The organism is Methylobacterium variabile (assembly GCF_001043975.1).
GTDB lineage: Bacteria > Pseudomonadota > Alphaproteobacteria > Rhizobiales > Beijerinckiaceae > Methylobacterium > Methylobacterium variabile.
Genome location: NZ_LABY01000485.1, coordinates 1 through 814 on the forward strand (window position 1 = coordinate 1; position 814 = coordinate 814).

1 protein-coding gene is annotated in these 814 nt (G+C 63.0%); it reads right to left on the reverse strand.

The genetic code is table 11. The features are described 5' to 3' along the window. Positions 1-814, reverse strand: an 814-nt coding sequence (locus VQ02_RS38590; protein WP_048448707.1) for a N,N-dimethylformamidase beta subunit family domain-containing protein, incomplete at both ends; no start/stop codon positions are given.

Consider the following 814-nt stretch of genomic DNA (forward strand, 5'->3'; position numbering starts at 1 on the left):
ATCGAGGGTGGTCGAGGACAGACGCACCAGTCCAGCCGGGGCTGAGTCGTCATCGGGCGCCTCGTCCCACTCGTAGCCGAGATAGTTCTTGTTGAGCGAGGCGGTCTGGCCCGGCTGCAGGTCGGCGATGCTGGTATTGCGCCAGAAGCGCTGGTTTGCGTCGTCGTACGGTACCGTGATGGTATCGAGGACGTATGAGTCGACTTTAAACATCGTGCCCATAAGGGCATTCTCGGGATCGTTATTGCCCACCGTGCCGGCTGGCCCGCGCGGATCGCGCCAGGTGCCAGTCCACTGGTTGGTGGGGTCGAGGTTCTGGTTGGCGCCCCACGTCTCCTTGTAGGAGACCAGCGTCCGATACGGCGTGGCATCGCTGCTGATGCTGTTTGAATACCTTGCACGCCAGTAAACTTCGTTGCCGCTCCAGAATGCCAGGTTGACACCGGCGTCGCGTGCCGCCTCGACATTGTCACGCTGCTGTCCGGACCAGTACTCGTCGTGACCGACATCGAGGTACATCTTGTGGTTTTTGATTAGGCCGCCGTTGCGATCGGCATCGACGCCCGACATGTACGAGACGTCGTAGCCGTTCTGCTCCAGCCACATGATCGCCGGGAATTCAGCGCCGTAGATGTAGTCCTGCGGTCCGGCCGCGAGGCCGCCGCCCCGCGTGGTGATCGGGCGGTTGTAGCTGACCGCGTAGGCGCGTCCCTGCCCCTGGCCGGTGGCCGGACCGTTGCCGCCGTAGAGGTTGGCGCCGCCCCAAGGATTGTAGGCCTGCCAAGTCGTGTCTGCGGTCTGGAAGATGATGTCG